The organism is Tabrizicola sp. M-4 (assembly GCF_051132405.1).
In the GTDB taxonomy this organism is placed as follows: domain Bacteria; phylum Pseudomonadota; class Alphaproteobacteria; order Rhodobacterales; family Rhodobacteraceae; genus Paragemmobacter.
In genome coordinates this window covers 287,223-313,509 of record NZ_CP128606.1, presented here as the reverse complement: position 1 = coordinate 313,509, position 26,287 = coordinate 287,223, and the positions used below count along the sequence as shown (strand labels likewise).

At 65.7% G+C, this 26,287-nt stretch carries 25 protein-coding genes; 14 read left to right on the top strand and 11 right to left on the bottom strand.

What is annotated here, in order from left to right:
* Both TabM4_RS01625 and arsJ read left to right on the top strand, forming a co-directional pair.
* Complete coding sequence (locus TabM4_RS01625; RefSeq protein WP_434617483.1) at positions 1-1,008, top strand: ArsJ-associated glyceraldehyde-3-phosphate dehydrogenase; 1,008 nt, start codon at positions 1-3, stop codon at positions 1,006-1,008.
* Positions 1,009-1,088: 80 nt separating this feature from the next.
* Complete coding sequence (arsJ, locus tag TabM4_RS01620) at positions 1,089-2,276, top strand: organoarsenical effux MFS transporter ArsJ (RefSeq protein WP_434621878.1); 1,188 nt, start codon at positions 1,089-1,091, stop codon at positions 2,274-2,276.
* Positions 2,277-2,373: 97 nt separating this feature from the next.
* Here arsJ and TabM4_RS01615 read toward each other — a convergent pair whose 3' ends face one another.
* From TabM4_RS01615 to TabM4_RS01595, 5 genes are all read right to left on the bottom strand, one after another.
* Positions 2,374-3,093 carry a sulfate/molybdate ABC transporter ATP-binding protein gene (locus TabM4_RS01615; RefSeq protein ID WP_434617480.1) on the bottom strand — a complete coding sequence of 240 codons (720 nt, stop codon included), beginning with the start codon at positions 3,091-3,093 and terminating at the stop codon, positions 2,374-2,376.
* 10 nt (positions 3,094-3,103) lie between these two features.
* A complete protein-coding gene (cysW, locus tag TabM4_RS01610; RefSeq protein WP_434617477.1) occupies positions 3,104-3,976 on the bottom strand; it encodes a sulfate ABC transporter permease subunit CysW in 873 nt (290 codons plus the stop codon).
* A complete protein-coding gene (cysT, locus tag TabM4_RS01605) occupies positions 3,969-4,775 on the bottom strand; it encodes a sulfate ABC transporter permease subunit CysT (protein WP_434617474.1) in 807 nt (268 codons plus the stop codon). Before cysT ends, cysW begins: the two co-directional genes overlap by 8 nt.
* 40 nt (positions 4,776-4,815) lie before the next feature.
* Positions 4,816-5,934 carry a sulfate ABC transporter substrate-binding protein gene (locus TabM4_RS01600; protein ID WP_434621876.1) on the bottom strand — a complete coding sequence of 373 codons (1,119 nt, stop codon included), beginning with the start codon at positions 5,932-5,934 and terminating at the stop codon, positions 4,816-4,818.
* Positions 5,935-6,026: 92 nt separating this feature from the next.
* Complete coding sequence (locus tag TabM4_RS01595; RefSeq protein ID WP_434617471.1) at positions 6,027-6,296, bottom strand: hypothetical protein; 270 nt, start codon at positions 6,294-6,296, stop codon at positions 6,027-6,029.
* A gap of 615 nt (positions 6,297-6,911) precedes the next feature.
* On the opposite strand from TabM4_RS01595, the gene TabM4_RS01590 reads away from it, so the two are divergent.
* The 6 genes from TabM4_RS01590 (at position 6,912) to TabM4_RS01565 (ending at position 13,838) form a co-directional block, all read left to right on the top strand.
* Positions 6,912-7,385 carry an Lrp/AsnC family transcriptional regulator gene (locus tag TabM4_RS01590; protein ID WP_434617468.1) on the top strand — a complete coding sequence of 158 codons (474 nt, stop codon included), beginning with the start codon at positions 6,912-6,914 and terminating at the stop codon, positions 7,383-7,385.
* Between the two features lie 81 nt (positions 7,386-7,466).
* On the top strand, positions 7,467-9,284 hold the full coding sequence (locus tag TabM4_RS01585; protein ID WP_434617465.1) for a sensor histidine kinase: 1,818 nt from the start codon (positions 7,467-7,469) through the stop codon (positions 9,282-9,284).
* Entirely contained in the window at positions 9,281-10,624 is a 1,344-nt protein-coding gene (locus TabM4_RS01580; protein WP_434617462.1) for a sigma-54-dependent transcriptional regulator, read from the top strand. Before TabM4_RS01585 ends, TabM4_RS01580 begins: the two co-directional genes overlap by 4 nt.
* Positions 10,625-10,827: 203 nt before the next feature.
* A complete protein-coding gene (locus TabM4_RS01575; RefSeq protein ID WP_434617459.1) occupies positions 10,828-11,805 on the top strand; it encodes a tripartite tricarboxylate transporter substrate-binding protein in 978 nt (325 codons plus the stop codon).
* Between the two features lie 58 nt (positions 11,806-11,863).
* Complete coding sequence (locus TabM4_RS01570) at positions 11,864-12,322, top strand: tripartite tricarboxylate transporter TctB family protein (protein ID WP_434617456.1); 459 nt, start codon at positions 11,864-11,866, stop codon at positions 12,320-12,322.
* 10 nt (positions 12,323-12,332) lie between these two features.
* Positions 12,333-13,838, top strand: a complete 1,506-nt coding sequence (locus TabM4_RS01565) for a tripartite tricarboxylate transporter permease (protein ID WP_434617453.1) — start codon at positions 12,333-12,335, stop codon at positions 13,836-13,838.
* Between the two features lie 81 nt (positions 13,839-13,919).
* On the opposite strand, the gene TabM4_RS01560 is transcribed toward TabM4_RS01565, so the two are convergent.
* Together TabM4_RS01560 and TabM4_RS01555 are read right to left on the bottom strand one after the other, a co-directional pair.
* Positions 13,920-14,897, bottom strand: a complete 978-nt coding sequence (locus TabM4_RS01560; RefSeq protein ID WP_434617450.1) for a calcium/sodium antiporter — start codon at positions 14,895-14,897, stop codon at positions 13,920-13,922.
* 39 nt (positions 14,898-14,936) lie between these two features.
* On the bottom strand, positions 14,937-15,797 hold the full coding sequence (locus tag TabM4_RS01555) for a universal stress protein (protein WP_434617447.1): 861 nt from the start codon (positions 15,795-15,797) through the stop codon (positions 14,937-14,939).
* 125 nt (positions 15,798-15,922) lie between these two features.
* Here TabM4_RS01555 and TabM4_RS01550 point away from each other — a divergent pair, with 125 nt between their 5' ends.
* From TabM4_RS01550 to TabM4_RS01540, 3 genes are read left to right on the top strand one after another with little or no spacing between them, the layout of a single operon-like run.
* Complete coding sequence (locus TabM4_RS01550; protein ID WP_434617444.1) at positions 15,923-16,150, top strand: helix-turn-helix domain-containing protein; 228 nt, start codon at positions 15,923-15,925, stop codon at positions 16,148-16,150.
* Positions 16,151-16,198: 48 nt separating this feature from the next.
* Positions 16,199-16,969, top strand: a complete 771-nt coding sequence (locus TabM4_RS01545; protein ID WP_434617441.1) for an SDR family NAD(P)-dependent oxidoreductase — start codon at positions 16,199-16,201, stop codon at positions 16,967-16,969.
* Between the two features lie 2 nt (positions 16,970-16,971).
* Complete coding sequence (locus TabM4_RS01540; RefSeq protein WP_434617438.1) at positions 16,972-19,596, top strand: HAD-IC family P-type ATPase; 2,625 nt, start codon at positions 16,972-16,974, stop codon at positions 19,594-19,596.
* A 19-nt stretch (positions 19,597-19,615) separates the two neighbouring features.
* On the opposite strand, the gene TabM4_RS01535 is transcribed toward TabM4_RS01540, so the two are convergent.
* The gene (locus TabM4_RS01535; protein WP_434617435.1) at positions 19,616-20,434 is read right to left on the bottom strand and encodes an IclR family transcriptional regulator; all 819 of its coding nucleotides are present in this window, start codon (positions 20,432-20,434) and stop codon (positions 19,616-19,618) included.
* Positions 20,435-20,561: 127 nt separating this feature from the next.
* Here TabM4_RS01535 and TabM4_RS01530 point away from each other — a divergent pair, with 127 nt between their 5' ends.
* Genes TabM4_RS01530 through TabM4_RS01520 form a run of 3 tightly spaced genes read left to right on the top strand, consistent with a single transcriptional unit; the run spans position 20,562 to position 23,411 of the window.
* Positions 20,562-21,701 carry an extracellular solute-binding protein gene (locus TabM4_RS01530; RefSeq protein WP_434617432.1) on the top strand — a complete coding sequence of 380 codons (1,140 nt, stop codon included), beginning with the start codon at positions 20,562-20,564 and terminating at the stop codon, positions 21,699-21,701.
* Entirely contained in the window at positions 21,698-22,837 is a 1,140-nt protein-coding gene (locus TabM4_RS01525; protein WP_434617429.1) for a CaiB/BaiF CoA transferase family protein, read from the top strand. The genes TabM4_RS01530 and TabM4_RS01525 overlap by 4 nt, the downstream gene beginning before the upstream one ends.
* Before the next feature lie 4 nt (positions 22,838-22,841).
* The gene (locus TabM4_RS01520; protein WP_434617426.1) at positions 22,842-23,411 is read left to right on the top strand and encodes a MaoC family dehydratase; all 570 of its coding nucleotides are present in this window, start codon (positions 22,842-22,844) and stop codon (positions 23,409-23,411) included.
* An 80-nt stretch (positions 23,412-23,491) separates the two neighbouring features.
* Here TabM4_RS01520 and TabM4_RS01515 read toward each other — a convergent pair whose 3' ends face one another.
* The 3 genes from TabM4_RS01515 to TabM4_RS01505 are packed head-to-tail and all read right to left on the bottom strand — an operon-like array spanning position 23,492 to position 26,287.
* Positions 23,492-24,331, bottom strand: coding sequence for a fumarylacetoacetate hydrolase family protein (locus TabM4_RS01515; protein WP_434617423.1), 840 nt, complete (start codon positions 24,329-24,331; stop codon positions 23,492-23,494).
* Between the two features lie 11 nt (positions 24,332-24,342).
* On the bottom strand, positions 24,343-25,080 hold the full coding sequence (locus TabM4_RS01510; RefSeq protein WP_434617420.1) for an SDR family oxidoreductase: 738 nt from the start codon (positions 25,078-25,080) through the stop codon (positions 24,343-24,345).
* A gap of 10 nt (positions 25,081-25,090) precedes the next feature.
* On the bottom strand, positions 25,091-26,287 hold the full coding sequence (locus TabM4_RS01505; RefSeq protein WP_434617418.1) for a UxaA family hydrolase: 1,197 nt from the start codon (positions 26,285-26,287) through the stop codon (positions 25,091-25,093).

Sequence of the window (26,287 nt, the reverse complement as noted above, 5' to 3'; positions counted from 1 at the left end):
ATGACACGCATTGCCCTGAACGGCCTTGGCCGAATCGGAAAGCTTGTTCTTCGGGACCTGATCGACACCGGCGCAGCTGGCGAGATCGTGCTGCTGAACGACCCTGTCGGCGACGCCGGGCAGCATGCCCTGCTGATGGAGTTCGACTCTGTCCATGGACGCTGGCGTACGCCGGTCAGCGCGGCGGATGGGGCGCTGGTCCTGAACGGGAAGGTCATCCGACTTACACATGAGAAAACCATCGAAGCGCTGCCCTTGGCGGAGCTTGGCGTTGAGCTGGTCATCGATTGCACGGGCGTCTTCAAGACCGCAGCAAAGGTCGCGCCCTATTACGCGGCGGGCGTCAAGACGCTGGTCATCTCGGCCCCAGTCAAGGACGGTGGAGCGCTGAACATTGTCTATGGGGTGAACCATCACCTTTATGACGGCACCCAGAAACTCGTGACCGCCGCCTCTTGTACGACCAACTGCCTCGCTCCTGTGGTCAAGGTGATCCACGAGGCGCTGGGCATCCGCCATGGGTCTATCACCACGATCCATGACGTCACCAATACCCAGACCATCGTGGACCGTCCGGCCAAGGACATGCGCCGCGCCCGCTCGGCCCTGATGAATCTGATCCCGACGACGACGGGCAGCGCCACGGCGATCACCCTGATCTACCCCGAACTCAAGGGCCGTCTGAACGGTCACGCCGTGCGCGTGCCACTGCTGAATGCCTCGCTGACCGATTGCGTGTTCGAGGTGGAGCAGAGGACCACCATCGAGGAGGTGAACGCCCTGTTCAAATCGGCGGCCGATGGCCCGCTGAAGGGGATTCTCGGCTTCGAGACCCGACCCCTCGTATCCTGCGACTTCACCAATGATCCGCGATCCTCCATCATCGATGGCCCCTCCACCATGGTGATCAACGGCACGCAGGTGAAGGTCTACGCCTGGTATGACAATGAGTGGGGCTATGCCTGCCGCCTCGCCGATATCACGCGCATGGTTGCGGGGTCGCTGTGACCGACGCCTCAAACCCCGCCGCACCGCCGCCCAACCCACTGCGCGCCTATGCCGCTGTCACCGCGGCCTACTGGAGTTTCATGCTGTCGGACGGCGCGCTGCGGATGCTGGTCCTGTTGCACTTCAACAGCCTCGGCTTCACGCCGATCCAGTTGGCGTGGCTGTTCCTTCTCTACGAGGTAGCCGGCATTGTCACGAACCTTGCGGCGGGATGGCTCGCCGCCCGTTTCGGTCTTGCCGCCACGCTTTACGGCGGTCTCGCGCTGCAGATTGGCGCACTGGTGGCGCTGGCGCAGCTTGACCCGTCTTGGGGTGTCGCCGCCTCCGTGGCCTTTGTGATGGCGGTGCAGGGTGTGTCGGGCGTGGCCAAGGATCTGGCCAAAATGTCCTCCAAGTCTGCCGTTAAGTTGCTGGCGCCCAAGGAAGACGGGGGCCTCTTTCGCTGGGTCGCCCTGCTTACTGGGTCGAAGAATGCCGTAAAGGGGCTCGGCTTCTTCCTCGGCGCGGGTTTTCTGGCCTTGGCAGGGTTTCAGGCGGCAGTCTGGGGTATGGCGGCCGTGCTGGCGGCGATCCTGATCGCTGTCGTCCTTTTCCTGCCCGCAGGTTTGCCGGGTCGGATAAAATCGGAGGAAACCTGGGGCGGCTGGCGGTCGAAGGACCCGCGCGTGAACCGTCTGTCCTTGGCGCGGATGTTCCTCTTCGGCGCGCGGGACGTCTGGTTCGTGGTGGGCATCCCGGTCTATTTTCAGGCCGTCCTGTCCGACGGCACGGCCGAGGGGCGGCGCGAGGCATTCTTCCTCATCGGCAGTTTCCTCGCGCTCTGGATCATCGCCTATGGCGTGGTGCAGGCCTTCGCGCCCCGGCTTATTGGCGCAAGGGACAAGCCAGAGGGGGAAACGGTCCGGAAGGCGGTCCTGTGGGCCGGGCTTCTGGTGCCGATTCCGTTCCTGCTGGCTGGTGCGGCATGGATCGCGGGCAACATGGCGGAATGGCTGACGGCAACGCTGATTGCAGGGCTGCTTGTGTTCGGCTTTGTCTTTGCCGTGAATTCGTCGGTCCATTCCTACCTGATCCTTGCCTTCGGATCCGCGGATCGGATCACGCGGGATGTGGGCTTCTACTACATGGCCAACGCGGCCGGTCGGCTGATCGGCACGCTGCTTTCAGGGGTCAGCTATCAGGTCGGCGGGCTGCCACTTTGTCTCTCCACCGCCGGTGCCATGGCGCTGGCGAGTTGGCTGGCGGCAAGGCGGCTCTTGCAGGCCTAAGGCAGAGGAAGATGGCCGGCGGCGACAGGCCGACCTAGATCTGCCGTGTCCGCTAGGGACCGGCACACCGCACCATGCATGAGCAGCGTGCCGGATGTCAGGCAGAGATGAACTCCCTCACGAACGGGGTGGCCGGGCGGGCGCGGATGTCCTGGGGTTTGCCGATCTGCTCGATGCGGCCCATCGACATGACCACCACGAGATCGGCAAGTTCCATCGCCTCTTCCTGATCATGCGTGACGAAGACAGTGGTCAGGCCCGTCGTGTCGTGGATGTCACGCAAACCCTGGCGGAGTTCCTTGCGGACTTTGGCATCGAGCGCGCCGAAGGGTTCGTCCAGAAGCAGCATGCGGGGTTCGATGGCGAGGGCGCGGGCGAGGGCCACGCGCTGGCGCTGGCCGCCGGAAAGCTGGGACGGGTAGCGCGCGCCGATATCGGGAAGCTGGATCAGGTCGAGGAGTTTGGTCACGCGGCGCGCGATCTCGGCCTTCTGGGGGCGGGTGGCGCGAGGGCGGGCATTCAGGCCGTAGGCGATGTTGTCAAAGACGGTCATGTGGCGGAAGAGGGCGTAGGACTGGAAGACGAAGCCCGCGCGACGTTCCTGCACGGAAAGCCCGGTGGCATCCTGCCCGTCGAAGAGGACGCGGCCGGAGGTGGGGAATTCAAGGCCGCCGAGGATGCGCAGAAGCGTGGTCTTGCCGGAGCCGGAGGGGCCGAGCAGCGCCACGAGGGCCCCCGAGGGCAGCGAGAGCGACACCGGGTGCAGGGCCGCCGTGGTTCCGAACTGCTTGGAGATTTCGTCGATTTCGATGTGCATGTCGGGTCTCCTAATGGCGGTGCGTGGCGGCAAGTTGGTCGGCGTGTCGGATTTCGAGGGCGGTCTTGAGCAGCAAGGTGAGCAGGGCCAGCATCGCGAGGACGGCGGCAAGGCTGAAGGCGGCGACGGAGAGATATTCCTGATAGAGCATCTCGATCGTGGTGGGCATGGTGGCGGTCTGGCCCCGGATCTTGCCGGAGACGACAGCAACCGCGCCGAATTCGCCCATGGCGCGGGCATTGCAGAGAAGCACGCCATAGAGGAGCGCCCAGCGGATGTTGGGCAGGGTCACTGTCCAGAAGGTGCGCCAACCGGAGGCACCGAGGGTGAGGGCGGCCTCTTCCTCGGCCCGGCCCTGTTCGATCATCACGGGGATGAGTTCGCGGGCGACGAAAGGGAAGGTCACGAACATGGTGGCAAGGATGATGCCGGGCATGGCGAAGACGATGGGATAGCCATTGGCCACCAGCCAGCCGCCGACGAGCGAGTTGGTGCCGAACATCAGTACGATGCAGAGACCCGCCACCACGGGCGAGACGGAGAAAGGCAGGTCGATCAGGGTGATGAGGAAGGCCTTCCCCCGGAAGTCGAACTTGGTGATGAACCATGCCGCCGCGATGCCGAAGATGGCGTTGAGCGGCACCGAGATCGCGGCGATGGTGAGCGTGAGACGGATCGCGTCGCGGGCATCGGGTGAGGCGAGGCTTTTCAGCGAGGCGGCGACACCATCGGCCAAAGCCTCGACGAAGACCGCGACGAGGGGCGCGAAGACGAGGATCGCAAGGCCCGCAAAGGCCACGGCGATGAGCGCCCAACGGGTTGCGGGGGATTCCTCGGTGGCTGGGCGGAAGCGTGCGGCTTTGACGAGGGTTGCGTCAGACATATCCAATCCTCCGGCGGCTCCAGACCTGGATGAGGTTGATGACCAGAAGCATGGCGAAGCTGATGAGAAGCATGGCGATGCCTATGGCGGCTGCGGCGTCGTAGTTGAATTCCTCGAGCTGGATGATGATGAGGAGGGGGGCGATCTCCGTCACCAAAGGGATGTTCCCGGCGATGAAGATGACCGATCCGTATTCGCCCACGGCGCGGGCCAGTGACAAGGCGAAGCCCGTCAGCGCGGCGGGGGTCAGCATCGGCAGGATGACGTGTCGGATCGTGTTCAAGCGGGAGGCGCCGAGGGTGGCTGAGGCTTCCTCCACCTCGCGCTCGATTTCCTCGACCACGGGCTGGACGGTGCGCGTGACAAAGGGCAGCCCCACGAAGACGAGGGCGATGAAGATGCCCCATTGGGTATAGGCGATTTTCCAGCCGATCTCGGCCGCGAGTTGCCCGAAGGCCCCGTTCGGTGCGTAGAGGGCGGTGAGGGAGATGCCGGCGACGGCGGTGGGTAGGGCGAAGGGAAGGTCCACGGCGGCATCAAGGAGGCGGCGGCCCGGAAAGCGGTAGCGCACGAGGACCCATGCCAGCAGGACGCCGAACACGAGGTTGAACAGTGCCGCAAGGAGCGACAGGCGGAACGAGAGGAACAGCGCCGACCAGACGCGTTCACGGTTCACGGTTTCCCAGATTCCCGCCAGACCGAAGTTGGCGCCCTTCAGGAGAAGGGCACCGATGGGCAGGAGGACGACGAGGGAGAGCATCGTCAGGGTGATCCCCATGCTGAGGCCAAGGCCGGGCATGGGGGATCTGTGAATGAGGGGGCTGCCCATCGCTGCGACCTTACTTCGGGACGTAGATCTGATCGAAGATGCCGCCGTCGCCGAAATGTTCGGGCTGCACCTTGGCCCAACCGCCGAAGGAGGCGATGTCGACCAGTTCAAGCTGTGGGAAGCGGGCGACGTCTTCGGGGGCTGCCTTCGAGGTGTCCCAAGCGCGATAGTAATGCTTGAAGGCGAGGGCCTGACCTTCGGGCGAGTAGAGGTAATTCAGGTAGGCCTCGGCCAGTTTGCGCTGTTCGCCGGTTTTGATGTTGCCCTCCACCAGTGCGACAGGCGGTGCGGCGAGAACGCTGACCGAGGGAACGACGATGTCGAACTGGTCTTCGCCGATTTCCTTCAACGCGAGATAGGCCTCGTTTTCCCAGGCGAGCAGCACGTCACCGATGCCGCGTTGCGCGAAGGTCGTGGTGGAGCCGCGCGCGCCGTTGTCGAGGACGGGAACGTTCCTGTAGAGGGCGCCGACGAATTCCTTGGGATCCTGCCCGTTCTTTTCGGCCCATGCCCAGGCGGCAAGGTAGTTCCAGCGCGCGCCACCGCTGGTTTTCGGGTTCGGGGTGATGACCTGCACGCCATCGGCGACGAGATCGCCCCAGTCCTTGATGCCCTTGGGATTGCCTTCACGCACGAGGAAGACGATGGTCGAGGTATAGGGCGACGAGTTGTGCGGCAGCTTGGTCTGCCAGTCGGCGGGGAGTTTGCCCGCCTCGGCGATGCGGTCGATGTCGGAGGCCAGCGCCAGCGTCACCACCTGCGCCTCGAGCCCGTCGATGACGGCGCGGGCTTGGCTGCCGGAGCCGCCATGGCTGACCTCGATCGTCGGGGCCTCGTTGCCCTGAGCGACCCAGTAGGCGGTGAAGGCCTCGTTCAGTTCGCGATAGAGTTCGCGCGTCGGGTCATAGCTGACGTTCAGGAGCGACTCCGCCCGCGCCCCGGAGGGAGTGGCGGCAAGGGAAAGGACAGCGAGGGCAAGCGCCGAGAGCGTGCCGCGCAGGGCGCGACCGACCGGCCAGCCGGTGAGGCGGCGCAGGCCGTCGGCAATGGTGAGGCGGCCATCGGGGCGGGTGGCGATGACCGGGCCCTGCGCAGTGACGGTTCCGGCGACGGAGATCGTGGCGATCATGGTCTCTTCCTGTGGTTTTGTGGACTTGGACGGGGTCATCGGGCGATAGGGCGCGAGACCGAGGATGGTTTGCGGATGGGGAAGGGGGCCGGTCATGCGCGCCCCCTGTCATCGTGGATCGTTGCGCCGAGGGGTTCGACACGGGCTTCCCAGATCGCGGCATCGCGGCCGGACAGCAATTCGGCTGCGGCGATATCCGGAGACCGGGTGAAGAGGACCAGCAGGCTGCCGTTGATGCGGTGGGTCAGGCCCGTGCGGCGGTCGATCAGGCGAACGGCGCCGGCTTGTACCAGCGGCGCAGACATGGCCGAGAGGGTGCGTCCGGCCTGTTCCGACGGACTGCGGTCAAGGGTGGCGGGCAACGTGTCTCTCCTTCGCATTCGTTTAGGGTTATCCCCTTCATGTCCACAATAACGACAGGATTGGTCGAGTTTTTCAAAGGAAAATTCACGCCAAATATTGTCGTGTATTGGGAAGATTATTCTCCTTTCGGGATGGGCAAAGCCTACGCGGAGGCCGGGAATTCCCTGTGTTTGGCAGGTGCTTGCAGGTCAAACCCCACCGTTGCGGTGGAGGGGCGTGTGGGTGTTTCGGCGTGGCGGCGGCCCCGGGGTTGGCTGCGAGTCGACAGGCATATGCGCAGGTTACGCGGAGAGGGTTCGCACGATTGGCCAGAGGAGTGGCGGTGATACGGTGCGGCCCTCTGCCCGGCTATGCGATGAAGGACAGGTGTTCCGCGGGGCCAGTATTCACCGGGAGAAGAAGGGGCAAGAGACGTGGTGCGGGGGGAATCGGCGGTGGGACAGCGGAAAGGCCCGGCACCATCCGTGATCTCTGCCACGAAAGCTTGTCAAATCAATGACCTGAGCGGTTACCCGGCCGAACCACCTATACACGATAAAGATGGTAGACATTGTTTTGTTTTGGTGCATCCTTGTCGCTGTGCCCACCAAGAGGGCAGGAAAGGCTGCTGACACGTGACCGACCTCGACCTGATTGACCGCAAGATCGTGTCCGAACTGATGCGCGATGCGACCTTGCCCATCGCCCAGATCGCCGACAGGGCCGGTCTGTCGCAGACGCCCTGCTGGAAGCGCATCCAGAAACTTGAGGCGAACGGCGTGCTGACGGGGCGGGTGGCGCTTGCAGACCCGGCCAAGCTGGGTTTTGGCCTGACGGTCTTTGTCGGGATCGAGGCCCCGGATCACTCCGCAGAGTGGCGCGAGGCCTTTGCGAAGGCTGTGACCGGGATACCGGAGATCATGGAAGTGTATCGTATGGCGGGCGAGATGGATTACCTGCTGCGCGTGGCGGTAGCGGACATGGCGGCCTTTGACATGCTTTACAAGCGCCTGACCGATGCGGTGCCGATCAAGAACGTCACCAGCCATTTCGCGATGGAGCGGATGAAGTTCACCACGGCCTATCCGGTGGATACGCTGACCCGCTGAGGGATGGCGGGTCCCCTGCCCTGCCTCCGGCTGCGGCATCAGAACCGGTTTGCCTGCTATACAGGGCGGGGAGAATTGGTCATGGTCCGGCAGGGAAAGCGAGGTGGCGTGGTTCGGTGGCGGGCGATCCTGATTGCGGCGGTGCTGGCGGGGCTTTGCCTGCTGGCTACGCTGACCGTTGCACGGTTAGCGACGCAGGGAGCCCTGACCGAGGGGCGGGACCGGGCGGAGGCGACGCTGCGGCAGACGGTGAACGCGCTGGACGGGCATCTGCGGCGGTTCGAGACGGTCCCTGCCCTGCTGGTGCGGCACGAGGAATTGCGGCGGTTCATGGAGCGGGTGCCGACAGAGGCGGAGACGGCGGCGATGAACCGCTGGCTGAAGGCCACCAACGCGCTGATCGACGGATCGGATCTCTATCTGATCCGGACGGATGGGACGACCATCGCCGCATCGAATTACGACCGGGCCGACAGTTTCATCGGGCAGAATTTCACCTACAGGCCCTATTTCACCGAGGCGCTGGCGGGCGGGACGGGACGGTTCTTCGCCTTGGGCACGACATCGGGGGTGCGGGGCTATTACTTCGCCTCGCCCGTGCTGGACCGGATGGGCGATGTGGTGGCCGTGCTGGCGCTGAAGATCGGGGTGGATGATCTGGAGCAGGGCTGGAAGGCGCGGGAATACGAGACGCTGGTCACTGATCCCGAGGGCATCGTCTTCATGGCGACGCAGGAGGAGTGGCGGTATCGCGGCCTGCTGCCGCTGACGGCGGAGCGCGTGGCGCGGACCGAGGCGTCGCGGCGCTATTCCGAGATGCCGCTGGAAGAGCTGGAGGTCACGGCACGCGACGAGGGCGGGTTCGAATTGATGACGTTGGCGACGCCGGACGGGGTGCAGCACGAATATGTGGTGGCGGCACGTGCGATGCCGGAGGCGGGATGGACGGTGCATGTGGCGCTGGACACCGCGCCGTTGCGGGCGCAGGCGCGGCTGCTGGTCGCTGCGGTGGTGCTGATGCTGGCGGTGACGCTGGCGCTGGGTTGGGCGCTGGTGCAGCGGCGGGCGCGGCTGGCGGAGCGGATCGCCATGCAGGGGGCCGCGCAGGCCGAACTGGAGCGGCAGGTGGCGGAGCGGACGGCGGACCTGACCACGGCCAATGCGGAGTTGCAGCGGATGCAGGCCGATCTGGTGCAGGCGGGGAAGCTGGCGGCGCTGGGGCGGATGTCGGCGGCGCTGAGCCACGAGATCAACCAGCCGCTGGCGGCGGCGCGGAATTATGCGGACAGTGCGGCGCTGTTGATCGACCGGGGGGAGACGGCGCGGGCGCGCGGGAACATCGGGGAGATCCTGTCTCTGATCGACAGGATGGCGGCGATTGCGCGGCATCTGCGGAATGTGGCGCGCAAGCCGGACGAGAAGCTGCATCCCGTGGACCTTGCGACGGTGGTCGCGGATGCGGTGAAGCTGTCGCAGACGCGGCTTGCCGCATCGGGGGTGGAAGTCCGGCTGGACGTGGCGGAGGGATTGCCGCCGGTGCGGGGCGGGCCCGTGCGGTTGCAGCAGGTGGTGGTGAACCTTCTGTCCAATGCGGCCGACGCGATGGAGGGCGTGGCCGCGCCGATGATAGAGATTGCCGCCCGCAGGACGGCGGAGGGGGTGGTGCTTGCGGTGCGCGACCATGGGCCGGGGGTTCCGGCCAGCATAGCGGACCGCATCCTGGAGCCGTTCTTCACAACCAAGGCGGTCGGGTCGGGCCTCGGGCTGGGGTTGTCGATCAGCTATAACATCGTGAAGGATTTCGGCGGCGACCTGCGGGTGGCCAACCATCCGGGGGGCGGCGCGGTGTTCGAGGTGGTGCTGCAGCCCGCCCCGGCGCGGGAGATGGCGGCGGAATGAGGCAGAGCATCCTTCTGGTCGACGATGATGCGGCGATGCGCCGGTCCACCGAGCAGGGGCTGGAGCTTGCCGGGCATGAGGTGCGCAGCTTCGCAAGCGCGGAGGAGGCGCTGGGGGCGGTGTCGCCGGGGCTGAACGGGGTGGTGGTGACGGATATCCGCATGCCGGGGATGGACGGCATGACCCTGATGGAGCGGGTGCGCGAGATCGACGGCGACCTGCCGGTGATCCTGATCACGGGCCATGCCGATGTGGCGCTGGCGGTGACGGCGATGCGGCGCGGGGCCTATGATTTCATCGAAAAGCCCTTTGCGATGCAGGCGCTGGGTGCGGTGCTGCGGCGGGCGCTGGACCATCGGGCGCTGGTGATGGAGAATCGCAGGCTGCGCGCGGCGGCGGGGCAGCGCGACGATCTGGAGGCGCGGCTGCCGGGGCGGTCGGCGGCGATCGTGGACCTGCGGCGGGTGATCCGGACGCTGGGGCCTTCGGAAACGGATGTGCTGATCACCGGGCCCACGGGCAGCGGGAAGGAAGTGGTGGCGCGCGCGCTGCATGACCTTTCTCCGCGCGCGGCGAAGCCTTTCGTGGCGATCAACTGCGCGGCGCTGCCGGAGGCGTTGATCGAGAGCGAATTGTTCGGGCATGAGGCGGGGGCCTTTCCCGGCGCGATGCGGCCACGGTTCGGGCGGTTCGAACATGCGCGGGGCGGGACGATCCTGCTGGACGAGATCGGGTCGATGCCGCTGGACCTGCAGGCAAAGCTCTTGCGGGTGTTGCAGGAGCGGGTGATCACGCGGTTGGGGTCGAACGATCCCGTGGCGCTGGATGTGCGGTTTATCGCGACGTCGAAGGCCGATCTGGCGGAGGCGGTGGCGGCGGGGCGCTTCCGGGCAGACCTGTTCTATCGGCTGAACGTGGCGACGCTGCGGCTGCCCGCGCTGGCGGATCGGCGGGAGGATGTGCCGTTCCTGTTCCTGACGCTGCTGCGCGAGGCGGCGGCGCGGCAGGGGGTGGTGGACCGCTTGCCGGATGCGGACCTGCTGGCGGCGGTGTCGGCGCGGGACTGGCCGGGGAATGTGCGCGAGTTGCGCAATGCGGCGGATCGGCATGTGCTTGGGCTGGATTGGGACGAGGGGGAGGCCGCCGCCTCGCCCCGGTTGGCGGATCGGGTGGCACAGTTCGAGCGCAGCGTGATTGCGGGGGCCATCGTCGCGCATGGCGGGCGGCTGCGGAGCGTCTATGAGCAGTTGGGGATCAGCCGCAAGACGCTGTACGAGAAGATGCAGAAGCACGGGCTGGACCGTCGCCTGCTGTCGGAGGGAGAGGGCGAGGAGGAGTGATCGCCCTCGCTTGGGTGGATTTCCACCCATCCCGTCCGGCCCGATGTTTCGATTTCCACCCATCAGGCCGCTCCTGCCAAGAGATTCCCCTGAAGCGGAGACGCAGGACCTTTGCGTCGGAGCCGTGCGAGGCGTTTCGTGGCGGCAACCGCGCGGCCAGAGGAGAGCGCGCGGGGCACATCATACATGTCTGGGAGGACATCATGACGACGCTCAAACTGATCGCCGGTCTTGCGACCGGCGCGATGCTGCTGGCATCCACCGCCGTTGCGCAGGGCTATCCCGAACGGCAGATCACCATGGTCGTTCCCTTTGCCGCAGGTGGCCCCACCGATACCGTGGGCCGCCTGATCGCGGAGCGGATGTCGGCTGATTTGGGCCAGCAGATCATCGTCGAGAATGTCGGCGGTGCCGGGGGCACGCTGGGGGCCGGTCAGGTCGCCTCGGCCGAGGCGGATGGCTATACGATCCTGCTGCACCATATCGGCATGGCCACCAGCGCCACCCTGTATCGCAGCCTGCCCTACAATCCGCAGGAGGCCTTCGAGCATATCGGTCTGGTGACCGAGGTGCCGATGACCATCGTGGCGCGCAAGGATCTGGAACCGGCAGATTTCGCCTCGCTGGTGACCTATGTGAAGGAGAATGCGGATACGATCACCATGGCAAATGCCGGGATCGGGGCCGCGTCGCATCTGTGCGGGATGCTGTTCATGCAGGCGCTGGAAGCGCCCATCGTGACCGTGCCCTACAAGGGGACCGGGCCCGCGATGACGGAATTGCTGGGCGGGCAGATCGACATCATGTGCGACCAGACCACCAACACGGCAGAGCAGATCAAGGGCGGCACGATCAAGGCCTATGCGGTGACGACGCCCGCGCGGCTGGACATCTTCCCCGACCTGCCGACGGTGGCGGAAGGCGGTTTCGCGAATATGGAGGTTTCCGTCTGGCACGGGCTCTATGCGCCCAAGGGCACACCTGCCGAGGCCGTGGCGCGGCTGACGCAATCGCTGCAGACGGCGCTGGCCGATCCGGGCATCGCCGAGAAGCTGGCGGAACTGGGCACCGCGCCCTCGCCCGCCGCGGATGCCACGCCCGAAGCGTTGAAGGCGAAACTGGATGCGGAGATCGCACGGTGGAAGCCGGTGATCGAAGCCGCCGGCGTCTATGCCGACTGACCGACGAAGGGGGCCGCGCGGGACGCGGCCCCTGCCACATCAGGCCACGGGTGATTCCATGAAATCGATCGACCGGACGGATGCCGCCGCTGGCATCCTGTTCATCCTGTTCGCGCTTTTCTTCGGTCTGCAGTCTCTGGGGCTGGAGATCGGGACGGCCTTCCGCATGGGGCCGGGGTATTTCCCGCTGGTCCTGTCCTGCGTGTTGGGGATGTTCGGGCTTCTGGTGCTGTTCAACGCCTTGCGGACGGCGGGGAATGGCGACATGGGCGCGCTGGCATGGCGTGGGATGCTGTTCATCCTGCCCGCGCCCATCTTCTTTGGCCTGACTGTCCGCGGCCTTGGCTTCGTGCCGGCCATCTTCGTGACGACGCTGATCGCGGGGTTGGCCTCGCTGCGGATGAAACTGCACTGGGCGCTGCTTTTGGCCGTCGGGGTGACGGTCTTTTCGACGCTGGTGTTTTCCTATGCCCTCGGCCTGCCCTTCCGGCGCATCGGCCCCTGGCTGACCTTCTGAGGGGGCCGACATGGACCTGCTTTCCAACCTCGCACTGGGCTTTGCCACGGCAGCCAGCCCGGAGAACCTGCTGTTCTGCCTGATCGGGGTGATCCTTGGCACATTGATCGGCGTGCTGCCGGGGATCGGGGCGACGGCGACCATCGCGATGCTGTTGCCCATCACCTTTCAGCTGGAGCCGGTGTCGTCGCTGATCATGCTGGCGGGCATCTATTACGGCGCGCAGTATGGCGGGTCGACGACGGCGATCCTGATCAACATGCCGGGGGAGAGTTCTTCGGCGGTGACGGCCATCGACGGGTATCAACTGGCGCGGAAAGGCAAGGCGGGGACGGCGCTGGCGGTGGCGGCGCTGGGGTCGTTCTTCGCGGGGACGGTGGCCACGCTTCTGGTCGCGCTGTTCGCGCCGCCGCTGACGGCCATCGCGCTGCGGTTCGGGGCGGCGGAGTATTTCAGCCTGATGGTGCTGGGCCTCGTGTCGGCCATCGCGCTAGCGCATGGGTCGATCCTGAAGGCGCTGGCGATGGTGGTGCTTGGGCTGCTGCTGGGGCTGGTGGGGACGGATATCTATACGGGTGATCCGCGCTTTACCTTGGGGATTCCCGAATATGCGGACGGATTGAACTTCGTCGCGCTGGCGGTGGGGGTGTTCGGCATAGCGGAGATCCTGCGGAATCTGGAGGGGGAGCAGGACCGGACGGTGCTGGGGACCAAGCTGGGGGGTCTGTTCCCGTCGAAGGAGGACCTGAAGGCGATGTTTGCGCCGATGGTGCGCGGGACGGCAGTCGGGTCGATCCTTGGCATCCTGCCGGGGGGCGGGGCGGTGCTGGCCTCGTTCGCGTCCTATACGATGGAAAAGCGGTTGTCGGATAAGCCGGAGGAGTTCGGCAAGGGCGCCGTGGCGGGTGTCGCGGGGCCGGAATCGGCCAACAACGCGGGCGCGCAGACGAGTTTCATTCCCCTTCTGACTCTGGGCATTCCGGCGAACCCGGTGATGGCGTTGATGGTGGGGGCGATGATCATCCAAGGCATCGTGCCGGGGCCGAACGTTGCGACGGAACAGCCCGCGCTGTTCTGGGGCATCATCGCGAGCATGTGGATCGGGAACTTGATGCTGGTGGTTCTGAATCTGCCGCTGATCGGGCTTTGGGTGCGGCTGTTGAAGGTGCCCTATCACGTGCTGTTCCCGGTGATCATGGCCTTCTGTTCCATCGGCGTCTATTCGGTGAACGCCAATGTCTACGACCTGTTCGCCGTCGCCTTCTTCGGCCTCTTGGGCTATGCGCTGATCAAGCTGCGCTGCGAGCCTGCGCCGCTTCTGCTGGGTTTCGTGCTGGGCCCGATGCTGGAGGAGAACCTGCGGCGGGCCATGATCCTTGGTCGGGGCGATCCGTCGGTCTTCGTGACGCGGCCGATCAGCCTGACGCTGCTTTTGCTGACGGTGGCGGTGCTGGTGATCGTCCTGTTGCCCGCGATCCGGAAGAAGCGGGACGAGGTTTTCGTCGAGGCGGACTGAGGCAGGGTGTCACCCATGCGGGAACCGGCGTCGCAGAGCATGCGCCGCCGGTTCTGCCATTGGAGGACGTCCTGGGGCGGATCATGTCCGCAGGATGAGAAGGGCCGTCAGGTAGGCGAGATAGCAGCCGACGAAGGCCACCCCCTCGCCGCGCGAAACCTGCCGCCCTGTCCAGAAGACCGGCAAGCAGACCAGCGCCACAAGCAAGACGAGGGGCAGGTCCCAGAGAGTGAGGGCGGGCGAGACGACGCCCCCGCCGACGGGGAAAAGGCAGGTCAGGCCTAAGATGATGCAGATGTTGTAGATACTGCTGCCGAGCAGGTTGCCGATGGCGACATCGCGATTGCCGCGCAGCGTGGAAAGGACGGTCGTCACCAGTTCGGGCGCGGAGGTGCCGATGGCGATGACCGTGAGGCCGATGAAGGCGTCGGACACGCCCCACATGCGTGCAAGACCGGCCGCCCCGAAGACGAGCCAATCTGCAGCCACCACCACGAGCGCGATACCGGTCACCAGATGCACTGCGCTAAACAGGGTGGAGCCGCCCTGCCTGTCGGCGCTGTCAGGTGCCGGGTATTCCTTCTGGAAAGCAGCGCGCACCTTCCGGCTTTCGCTGCGGGCGGCGTGCAGCACGAGGATGGTGTAGAGAAGCCCTGCGGCGAACAGCACCGCCCCGTCGAGGCGCGACAGGCGGCCATCCAGCGCGAGGGCGACGAGAAGTGCTGCGGCGACGATCATGGCGGGCAGGTCCATGCGGATCGTCTGCGATTTGAGCGAGAGTGGCCGGAGGGCCGCGCTCAGGCCGAGGATCAGCAGAATGTTCACCATGTTCGTCCCGGCGATGTTCGCCACTGCCAAATCACCCTGACCCTTGATCGCGGCGTCGATGCCGATGGCCAGTTCTGGCGCGCTGGTGCCGAGGGCGACGATCGTGAGACCCACCACGATGGGTGGGATGCCGAGGAGGCGGGCCAGGGTGACGGCACCGCGGGTGAGCATCTCGGCACCGAGGATGAGGACGGCGAGGGCCGCGATGCAGGTGGCGAGAAGGAGGACCATGGGATGCTCGGGTCAGCGGGCGGGCACGCCCGGCGGGCGTCAGGCGGCCTGCGGCGGGATGGCGAGGATGTCGACCTCGGCGGTCTGGAAGAGGTTCTGGGTCACGCTGCCCAGCATCAGTCGGGCCAGCGCCCCTTTGCCCTGCGTCGCGACCATGACGAGGTCGGCGTGCAGGCCATGGGCCGCCTTCAGAATCTCTGCGGCGTCTGTGGTGTCGCGGTGGCGGATCTCGGGGCGGATGGGCTGCGGGGAGAGGCCATCCATGAAGGCGAGCAGATCGCGCCGGGCATCGCGGCCAGCCTCGGCGAGAAGATGCTCGCGGTCGGCATCCGGCAGGCTGCCCGCCACGGCAAGGCGCAGGGCGGGTGCATCATGGACATGAAGGAGCGATTGGCGCAGGCCGTCGGACAGACCGGTGTCGAAAACCCGCCGCAGGGCCGATTTCGACGCATCGGAAAGATCAGTGGTCAGGAGGACATGGGCATAGGGCGCGACGGGCGGACCGTTGACCGACAGGACGGGACAGGACGCCGCGCGGATGACACGTTCCGCCGTGGTGCCGACGAAAGCGTCGCGCAGGATCTGTTTGCGATGTGGCCCCAGGATCAGAAGATCGGGGACGAGGGTGCGGGCAGCCTCGACGATCCCGGCAAAGGGATCGGCGAGCGTGACGGAGATTTCGGCGCGGATCCCGTCGATCCTCGTCAGGCTGCGCTTCTGTCGCTTCAGAAGGGACCGGGCATCGGCGACCTCGTGTTCCACCAGACGGGCGGGTCTGTCGTCATCGACAACGTGAAGGAGATGGATCACCGCGCCATGCTGTCTGGCCAGAAGGACCGCCCGGCGCAGGGCACGGTCGGAGCGCTCGGAAAAATCCGTGGCGAGCAGGACTGACTTCATCCTAATATTCCCATTTTGACACGTGCAGTGAAACATGTCTTGGGCGATTCAGGATTGACCGAGATCAATCAAACCCAGCGGTTCTTTGCTATTCTTCATCATCATGCACGAGAAATGGCCGGACCATGCCGCTGGATCAGTATCAAACCGTGAAGGAGGTGGCCGAGCGCCTGCGGGTTGCCGAGGCCACCGTGCGCCACTGGATCAGGGAGGGCGACCTTCGCGTGATCGACATCGGCAAGGGCTGGCGGATCGCCAATGCCGACCTGCAGGATTTTCTGAAGCGCCACGAAACAGCCTGCCGCACGGCGAATTGCCCGCCCGACGGGGCGGGACACGCAAGCCGCCCTTAGGGGGCGATGCGACCCTGAAGAAAAGCACTTTGGCCAAAGGAGATTGCCATGAACCGTCTTTCTGGGAAGACCGCAACAGTCACCGGGGGTGCCATCGGCATCGGCCGGGCCTGCGTAGAACGGATGGCGAAGGAAGGGGCGAAGGTCGCGATCTTCGACGTGATGCAGGCCGAGGGCGAGGCATTGGCGCGCGAACTTGCAGCCGAGGGTCATGAGGTAGCGTTCTGGCGCGTGGATGTTACGGATGAGGCTGCGGTCAAGGCAGCCTTGGATGCGGCGGCGGCGCGATTTGGCGGACTGAATGTGATGGTGAACAATGCCGGGATCTCGGGCGCGCCGAAGCCCACGGATCAGGTGACCGAGGAAGAATGGGACCGGGTGCAGGCGGTGAACGTAAAGGGCGTCTTCTTCGGCACCAAGCATGCGATCCCGCATATGCGGAAAGCGGGTGGCGGGTCGATCGTCAACCTGTCGTCTATCGCCGGATTGGTGGGGGTGGGCGGGGTGTCTCCCTATCATGCATCGAAAGGGGCGGTACGCCTTATGACGAAGAATGACGCGATCACCTATGCCGCCGAGGGGATAAGGGTGAACTCCATCCATCCCGGCTATATCTGGACGCCGATGGTGGAGAACCACCTGCGCGCGACCTCCCCCGATCTGGAGGCGGCCAAGGTGGCGGCAGGATCGGTGCATCCGGTGGGGCATATGGGCGAGCCGGACGACATCGCGTGGGCGGTGGTGTATCTGGCATCGGACGAGGCGAAGTTCGTGACGGGCATCGAGCTGGCCGTCGATGGCGGTTACACGGCCCGGTGACGATGCAAATCACGGATGCGCATGCCCGCCCCGTCCCCGAGTGCCTGACCGCCCTGCAAAGCGGCCCCGAGGGGCTTGGCAGCGCCGAGGTGGCGCGTCGTCTTGCGGAGGCCGGGCCGAACCGCCTCTCCGAGGCGAAGGGCCGGGGGCCTATGCGCCGCCTGCTGGCCCAGTTCAACAACGTGCTGATCCATGTGCTGCTGGGTGCCGCCATAGTGACGGCGGCGCTGCAGCACTGGGTGGATACCGGGGTGATCCTTGCGGTGGTGGTTGCGAATGCGGTCGTGGGGTTCCTGCAGGAGGGCAAGGCCGAAGCGGCGATGTCTGCAATCAGGGGAATGCTTGCACCGCGTGCCGCCGTGTTGCGGGATGGCAGCCGGTTCACAGTGGCGGCGGCAGATCTGGTGCCGGGGGACATCGTGTTGCTGGAAGCGGGCGACAAGGTGCCAGCGGACCTGCGGCTGATTGAGGCGCGGGGGCTGGCGGCGCAGGAGGCGATCCTGACGGGGGAGTCCGTGCCGGTGGAGAAAGGCGTGGAGTCGGTCGCCGCCGACGCGCTGGTTGGTGACCGCCGGTCGATGCTGTGGTCCGGGACCATCGTCACGCAGGGGGCGGGGCGCGGGTTGGTGACGGCTACCGGTCAAGCGACAGAGATCGGGCGGATTGGCGCGCTGCTGTCGGAGGTGGAGGAATTGTCGACCCCGCTCGTGGCGCAGATGGACCGGTTCGGGCGACGACTGTCTTTTGTCATCCTGACGGTTACTGCGGCTTTGCTGGCATGGACCTATCTGCGAGGGCAGCACGATTTCGCAGACACTTTCATGACGGTGGTGGCCATAGCGGTGGCGGCGATTCCGGAGGGGTTGCCAGCAGTGATGACGATCACGCTGGCAATCGGCGTGCAGGCCATGGCACGGAGGCATGCCATCGTGCGGCGGCTACCGGCGATCGAGGCGATCGGTTCCGTCTCAGTCATCTGCACGGACAAGACCGGGACGCTTACCCGCAACGAGATGGTGGTCACGCGGGCCGAGACGCCGGAAGGACGCTTCGTGGTGGCGGGCGAGGGCTATGCGCCATGGGGAGAGATATCCCCGCCGGGCGACCTTGGGGCCTTGGCACGGGCAGCGGCGCTGTGCAACGACGCGGCCCTGCGCGAGGTTGAAGGTGTGTGGGCGGTGGAAGGCGACCCTATGGAAGGCGCGTTGCTGGCATTTTCCGGGAAGGTGGAACGCGGGCTTGCCGCAGAGCGGATCGACGCGATTCCCTTCGACAGCCGCCACCGGTTCATGGCCGTGCTGACAGAGGGGACTACCGGACGGCAGGTGCATGTGAAGGGCGCGCCGGAGCGGGTGCTTTGCATGTGCGGAGACATCGATCATGCACATTGGCACAATCGCGCCGAGGCCATGGCACGCGACGGGTTGCGGGTGCTGGCACTTGCAGGGATGGAGGCGCATGGCCCCCGTATCGATGAGGGTGACATCGATGGTGGGCTGTCCTTCCTTGGGCTGGTGGGTTTGATCGATCCGCCGAGGCCCGAGGCCGTGGCGGCGGTGGCCGAGTGCCAGAGTGCCGGGATCACGGTGAAGATGATCACGGGTGATCACGCAGGCACGGCCGCCGCCATCGCGGCGCTGGTCGGGCTGGAAAGGCCGGGGCGCGTCTTCACGGGGGCGGACCTTGCCGGGATGGACGATGCGCGACTGGCGGAAGAGGTGATGCAGGTCGACGTCTTTGCCCGCACCAGCCCCGAGGACAAACTGCGCCTTGTCGCGGCCTTGCAGGCGAATGGGCTGGCCGTGGCGATGACAGGGGATGGGGTGAATGACGCTCCCGCGCTGAAACGAGCGGATGCAGGCGTGGCCATGGGGATGAAAGGGTCCGAGGCCGCGAAGGAGGCGGCGGATCTGGTTCTGGCAGATGACAATTTCGCCACTCTGGCCGCCGCCGTACGCGAGGGGCGCACCGTCTATGACAATCTGCGCAAGGTCATAAGCTGGACTCTGCCAACCAACATGGGCGAGGCGATGGTTGTGACCGTTGCGCTGCTTGCGGGGCTGTCGCTGCCGCTGACGCCAGTGCAGATCCTTTGGGTGAACCTGATCACGGGCATCACGCTTGGCCTTGCGCTGGCCTTCGAGCCGACGGAGCGTGGCACGATGCTGCGCCCGCCGCGCGCCCGGAACGAAGCGCTTCTGTCGGGGGAGTTGCTGTGGCACGTTGCGCTGGTGGCGATCCTGTTCCTTGCCGCTGTCTTCGGGGTGTTCACCTATGCGACCGAGCGGGGCTATCCCACGGCACTCGCGCAAACCATCGCACTGAACACGCTGGTCGTGCTGGAGATCTTTCATCTGTTCTTCATCCGCAACATCCATGGCACCTCTCTGACTTGGGTGGCGGTGCGGGGGACGTCGGTGATCTGGGCCGTGGTGGTGGCGATCACGGCGGCGCAATTCGCGGTGACCTTCCTGCCGCCCTTGCAGGCTATCTTTGGCACGATGGCGGTGCCAATGGAGGACGGGGTGATGATCGTCGTGGTGGGGGCCGTCTTCTTCGGGCTGATCGAGATCGAGAAGCAGGTCAGGCTGCGCCTGCGGGCCTCGGGGCGCGGAAAGACTGCCTGAAGGGCAGGCTGGACCCCGGTCAGGTGGGGATGTTGGCCCCTGCGCCAAGGCGTTGTGAGACCGCCGCAGCCATGGCCAGCAATTCTCCGCGCGCACCGTCGATGGAGACGGTGTTCGTGCCAGAGAGGCGGCGGATGAAGGGAATGGTAACGGCGGCCACGACTCGCCCCGTCATGTCGCGGATGGGGGCCGAGATGTTGGTGACGCCCGCGATGGTGAAGGACTCGTTCTGCGCGTAACCGACAGCACGGACCTCAGGCAGGTCGCGCAGGAAGGCGGACTGGCGATCCTCGGCCCCGGTGCCTGCCTCGTCCAGAAGGGAGGCGAGGGTTTCGTCATCCATCCACGCGGCGAGGACGCGGCCGGATGAGGTGTCGTAGAGCGGGATCTGCGCGCCAAGGCGCACCGCCGTGATGTTGTTGTCGCTGCAATCGACCTGCGCGATGACGAGGACCTTGCCCGAATGCAGGATGGCCATGTGCATCGACTGGTTGATGCGGTTGGCCAGTTTCTGCATCGCCTCGCCCGCGATGCTGGTGAGGCGGCGGACCGGCGGGTGCCGGTGCGCGATTTCGAAGAGCTTGGTCGTCAGGCTGTAACGGTCATCCTCTTCGTTCAGATGCACATAGCCGCGTTTGCGCAGGACCATCAGCATCCGGAAGATTTCCGAGGTGGTGCGGCCAAGGGTCTTTGCGATTTCGGCTTGGGTCCGGCCCTCATACTCGGTGGCGAGATATTCGAGGATGTCGAGACCCTTTGACAGAGCCGGGGCACGATACTTGTCCTCGCCGGGTTCGAGGAGGTCGTCTTCGTCTTCGTCGGAATCCTTGCGCGCCATGACCCGTCCTTCGTTTCGCCAGTGGTATCACAGCTTCAAATCTGAAATCAAATGCGTTTAATGGTGAAATTGTCTTTTACATGTGAAGAATGGCTTGCTAGAACACGATGGCGGAAGGAGAACGGGCATGGCTGCGGAGATCGTCCTGAGAGGCATGACATGGTCTGACCCGCGGGGATATGACCCTGTGGTCGCCGCTGCCGAGGCATTTCGGCGCCTGTCGCCGGGTGTCAGCATCCTTTGGGAGAAACGGTCGCTGCAGGGGTTCGAGTCGACGCCGGTGGAGGAACTGGCGGCACGCTTTGATCTGATGGTGATCGATCACCCGCATGTGGGCGCGGTGGTGACGGAGGGGTGCCTGCTGCCCATGGACCGGCATGGCGATGCGGAAAGCCTGTTGCGGCTGGAGGCGGAGACGGTGGGGAAGAGCTTTGCCTCCTATCGGTTGGGGGGGCATCAATGGGCGCTGCCCATCGATGCGGCCACGCAGGTTCAGGCGATCCGCCCGGACAGGCAGGCGCAGCCCGCGACGCGCTGGAGCGAGGTGATGGCTGCGGCACGGGACGGGGCCGTCCTGTGGCCTTTGCGCCCGCCGCATGTGCTGATGTGCTTTTTCACGCTGGCGGCCAATCTGGGAGACCCCTGCGCGGTGACCAAGGGGCCGCTGGTCGCGCGCCGGACGGGCTTGGCGGTGCTTGAGGCGTTGCAGGCGCTGGCCGATCTGGTGGACCCGGCCTGCCGGGCGATGGACCCGATTGCCGCGCTGGATGCCCTTGCCGAAAGCCGGACGCACCGGATGATTCCGCTGACCTATCTTTACGCCCCCTATGCCCGCGCGGGACACCGCGCGCGGCGGATCGCCTTTCACGACATGCCCGCGCTGGGGTCGGCTGGCCCGATCGGTTCGGCCCTTGGCGGGACGGGGATCGCCATTTCGGCCCGGACGGCGCAGCCGGAGCTTTGCACGCGCTTTGCGCTGTGGCTTGCCTCGGCCGAAGTGCAGCGCGGGCTTTATGCGGCGAACAACGGACAGCCCGGCAATGCCCGCGCATGGGGCGATGCCACGGTGAATGCGGCGGTGGGCGATGCCTATGCCCGGACCCGGCTGACGCATGAGGCGGCGTGGCTGCGCCCGCGCCATGCGGGATATATGGGGTTTCAGGAAGAGGGCAGCCATGTGCTGATCGATGCCCTGACAGGCCGCGTGCCGCATGGGGCCGCGCTGGATGCGCTGGATGCCCGCTTTCAGGAGAGCTTTGCCGAATGACCCTGCCGCCGCTTCCGCTTGAAGGTCTGCGCGTCCTTGATTTCAGCCAGTTCCTTGCCGGGCCCTATGCGGCGCTGAAGCTGGCCGACATGGGGGCGGATGTGGTGAAGGTAGAACGCGCGGGGGTGGGCGACCTGTCGCGGCAGCTTTACCTGACCGATACGCGGATCGGGGGGGAAAGCACGATCTTCCATGCGATCAACCGCAACAAGCGGTCGGTCGAGATCGACATGAAGTCCGAGGCCGATCGCGCGGCGGTGCGCGAGTTGGTGCGCGGGGCGGATGTGGTGCTGCAGAATTTCCGGCCGGGGGTGATGGAGCGGTTGGGGTTCGGCTATGAGGCGGTGCGGGAGATCAATCCCAAGGTCGTCTACGGGTCGGTGACGGGTTACGGGACCGAGGGGCCTTGGGTCGATCTGCCGGGGCAGGACCTGCTGGCGCAGGCGCGGTCGGGGATGATGTGGCTGACGGGCGGGGCCGGGGACGGGCCGGTGGCCGTTGGTCTGCCCATCGGGGATGTCTTGGCCGGGGCGGCGCTGGCGCACGGGGTGCTGGCGCTGTTGTTCCGGCGGGAGCGGCACGGGATCGGCGGGTTGGTCGAGACGTCGCTGATGGAAGTGCTGGCGGACCTGCAGTTCGAGCTGCTGACGACATGGCTGAACGATGGCGGGCGGATGCCGAAGCGTTCGGCGCAGAATCCGGCGCATGCCTATTTGGCGGCGCCCTATGGCGTGTACAGGACGGCGGATGGCCATATGGCGATCGCGATGGGGAAGCTGGACATTCTGGCCGGACTGACCGGCTTGGATGCCGCAACCGCGGGGCTGGACCCTTTTGCGGAGCGCGACAGGATCAAGGCGGGGCTTGCCGAGGCGCTGGCCGGAAAGACGACGGCGGAATGGATGGAGCGTTTCATCGCCGCCGATATCTGGGCCGCGCCGGTGATGGATTGGCGCGAATTGGTGGCCAGCGGAATCATGCAGACGCTGGACATGCTGCAGGAAGTGCGGCGCGGTGAGGTGCGGCTGCAGACGACGCGGCTGCCCATCAAGTTCGACGGTCACCGCCCCGCCGGGGATCGGGCGGCGCCGAGCCTTGGGGATGCGAACGACCTGCTTTCGAAAGGATGGGGGTGAAGAGATGGCCGAGATCGGTGTCCATGCGCGTGCGCTGGCGGGGTTGCCGCAGGATCACGCGGCGATACCCGTGTGGAATTCCGAAGATTGGTATTTCGAGGATTTCGTGATCGGGGACAGGATCCGGTCGATCCGCCGCACCATCGCGGAGGGGGAGTCGATGATGTTCAACAGTCTGGTGATGGACCACCATCCCTATGTGAGCGACGAGATCTTCGCGCGCGAGGAAGGGGTGTTCGGGCGCAGGCTGGTGGCGGGGGCCTTCGTCTTTTCGCTGGGCCTTGGGCTGGCGGCGACGAATTGTCTGAATTCCTTTTCCTATGGCTATGACCGGCTGCGCTTCATCAAGCCGGTCTTCATCGGCGACACAATCTATACGATCCGCGAGAACCTTTCGAAGGAGGTCCATGACGAGAGGATGGGCAAGCTGCGGGTCAGCTATTCCGTCTACAAGGGCGAGGGGGAGCTGGTGCTTTATGCCGAACATCTGCTGACCGCGCTTTATCGCGAACCGGCGGGATTTGCCGAGGAGGCGCGGGCGAAGATGGCGGCGAAGGGGAAGGCCAAGGCGTGATGCCTTGGCGACAGGGTTATGGGCCCGCGGCTTGCGTCGCGGCCCCTTGTTGCATTCGGCGGGGCCTTCGGGCAGCGCGGTCAGGCGTCGGGGATGCAGACCTGACGCTGGCGGCCGAGCCCTTCGATGCCGAGTTCCACCACATCGCCCGCCCGCAGATATTGCGGGGGTTTCTGGCCGAGGCCCACGCCCGGCGGTGTTCCGGTCGAGATCACGTCGCCCGGATGCAGCGTGAAGAACTGCGACAGGTAATTGATCAGGAATGGCACCTTGTAGACCATGGTCGCAGTGCTGCCATCCTGCATGCGCCTGCCGTTCACATCCAGCCACATCCGCAGGTTTGACGGATCGGGCACTTCGTCCCGGGTCACGAGCCAAGGGCCGATGGGGCCGAAATTGTCGGACGACTTGCCTTTCGACCATTGCCCCGCGCGTTCGATCTGGAACGACCGTTCGGAGACGTCGTTGCAGACCATGTAGCCTGCGACATGGTCCAGCGCCGCCGCCTCGTCGATGTACTTGCCGGGCTTTCCGATGACGACGGCAAGCTCCACCTCCCAGTCGGTCTTTTCCGATCCGCGCGGGATCAGGATGGGGTCATCCGGCCCGCAGATGGCAGAGGTGTATTTGGCGAAGATGACGGGTTCGGGGGGGACGGCCATGCCGCTTTCGGCGGCGTGGTCGGAATAGTTCAGGCCGATGCAGATGAACTTGCCCACCTGCCCCACCGCCGCGCCGAAGCGCGGGTTGCCGGGAGCGAGGGGCAGGGTTTCGGGATCGATCCCGCGCAGCCTGTCGAGATCGGCCAGAACGGGGCCGGCGATGTCGGCGACATGGGCGGAGAGGTCGCGCAGGCGGCCTTGGGCATCGATCAGACCGGGGCGTTCCGCGCCCCTTTCGCCGTAACGGCAGAGTTTCATCGCATCCTCCTTCAGGCGGTCCAGCCGCCGTCGATCACATGTTCGGTTCCCGTGGTGAAACCCGCCTCGTCGGAGGCGAGATAGCAGACCAGCGCCGCCACCTCGTCGGCACGGCCAAGGCGGCCCATGGCCTGCCGCGCGATGAAGGCCTTGAGCGCGGCGTCGTAATCGCCCGTGGCGCGCAGGCGTTCGTGCAGGGAGGGGCTGTCGACGGTGCCGGGGCAGATGGCGTTGCAGCGAATACCCTGCGTCACGTAGTCGGCGGCGACAGCGCGGGTGAGGCCCACGACGGCGGCCTTGGAGGCGGAATAGACGGCGCGGTTCACGGGGCCCTTCTTCGGCCCGGCGACGGAGGACATGTTGATGATCGATCCGCCGCCACGGGCCAGCATGCCCGGAAGGACCGCGCGGATCATGCGGAACTGCGCCTTGGCGTTCAGGTCGAAGGCGAAATCCCATTCCTCCTCGGTCGCCTGCAACACGGTGCCGTTGTGGACGATGCCCGCGCAGTTGAAGAGGATGTCGACCGGTCCTACCTCGTCGATCAGCGCGGTGATGGCCGCGCCGTCCAGCACGTTCAGGTGGCGGGCCGTCACGCCCGGCATTTGCGCGAGGTCCGCAAGAAGCGACTCGTTCACGTCGGTGGCGATGACATGTGCCCCCTCGCGTGCCATGCGTTCGGCACTGGCGCGGCCTATGCCCTGCCCTGCCGCCGTGACGAGCGCGGTCTTTCCGTTCAGTCTTTGCATGATCATTCCTTCAGGCGATGCGCGGCAGGCAGGCCGGACCGATGGGGTCGAAGCTTTTGTAGGTGAGGATGAATTCGCGGTGGCCCAGATCCTCGGACCGGGTGCGGTGGCCACCTGCGACGGCAAGGACCAGATCGCGGATCTCTGCCCCCACCTCTTCGATGCTGCGGCGGCCTTCGATGATGTCACCCGCATTCACGTCCATATCCTCGGCCAGCGCGCGGTAGGTGTCGGGGTTGGCGCAGATCTTGATGACGGGCGAGATGGCCGATCCCACGACCGACCCGCGCCCCGTGACGAAGAGGGTCATATGCGCGCCGGATGCGATCATCTCGACGATTTCGGCATTGTCGCTGATATTGGGGAAGCCGAAGCGGACATCGCCATCCGGGACGACATCCATCAGGTAAAGCCCGCCTTGCGGGGGAATGTCGCCCGGCTTGATCAGGCCCGAAATCGGGCTGTCGCCGGATTTGACATAGGCACCGAGGGATTTCTCTTCGATCGTGGACAGCCCGCCCGCCGCATTGCCCGCGGCAAAGCTGCCATAACCGAGCGTGGCGTAATAGCGTTCGGCCTTTTGCACGCTGTCGCGCAGTGCCTGACCGAGTTCGGGAGTCACGGCGCGGGAGGCCATGATCTCTTCGCAGCCGATCAGTTCCCCGGTTTCTTCGAAGATGCAGGCGGCCCCTGCGGCGACGAGCAGGTCGAAGGCCCGCCCCGCCGCGGGATTGCCCGAGATGCCGGAGGTGCCATCCGACCCGCCGCAGACCGTGCCGATGACGAGATCGGAGGGGAGGACGGGCGCGCGCGGGACGTCCTCTATCTGCGTCAGGGCCTGTTCGACCCAATCGGTTCCGGCCTTGACGGTGGAACGGGTTCCCCCGGTCTTCTGGATGACAAGGGTGCGGACGGGGCGACCGGAGGCCTGCACCGCCGCCGAGACGCGGACCTTGTCGAAGCTTTCGCAGCCGAGCGAGACGAAGAGGACCGCGCCGACGTTGGGATGGGTGCAGAGCCGTTCCATCATGCGCGCGGCATATTCGTTGGGGAAACAGCCCGGAAAGCCGATCAGTTGCACATCGCGACCCCGGAAACCGGCGACGATCTCGGAGGCGACGAAATGGGCGCATTCCACCAGATAGGCGACGACGACCGTGTTCCGTATTCCCTTGCGCCCATCGGCGCGCAGCCAGCCCATCGTCAT